The 373-nt window shown below is 42.6% G+C and carries 1 protein-coding gene; it reads right to left on the bottom strand.

The window, feature by feature from the left end; genetic code table 11:
- A partial coding sequence (gene tnpB, locus V6259_RS20145) for an IS66 family insertion sequence element accessory protein TnpB (protein WP_445928533.1) occupies positions 1 to 241 on the bottom strand: 241 nt, incomplete at its 3' end.
- Positions 242 to 373 lie beyond the last annotated feature (132 nt).

The raw sequence follows: 373 nt of genomic DNA, 5'->3' as shown, positions 1-373 counted from the left end.
CTTCTTGTAAGTTGAGTGCAAGACCATCTAGCAACCAGTTCAGTTGACGGGGCGACACTTGAATGGACAAGTGCTCATCATCAATACCAGGCCATTGGAAATGCCCTTTTTCGAGACGCTTATAATGCAACCAAAAACCATTCGATGCCCACTGTAAAATTTTGACTTTATCGCGCGCTCGGCCGCAGAAAACAAAAATCTGCTCGCTACAAGGTTCTTTTTCGAGGTCATACGCGACAATATTGCATGTGAGCGTCGGCTAAACCCCACATAGCAGTCTCTTCCAAAAACCATAAAGTCTTTCATTTTTTAAATTGGAATAAAAGACTCATGTTTACGGCTTCTGATCAACTTAATGTGACCCTCATTTGTG

The organism is Marinomonas sp. TI.3.20, from assembly GCF_038155025.1.
Classification (GTDB): Bacteria; Pseudomonadota; Gammaproteobacteria; order Pseudomonadales; family Marinomonadaceae; genus Marinomonas; species Marinomonas flavescens.
Note: the sequence above shows the minus strand (reverse complement) of the source record. Positions and strands in the feature narration are given on the sequence as shown.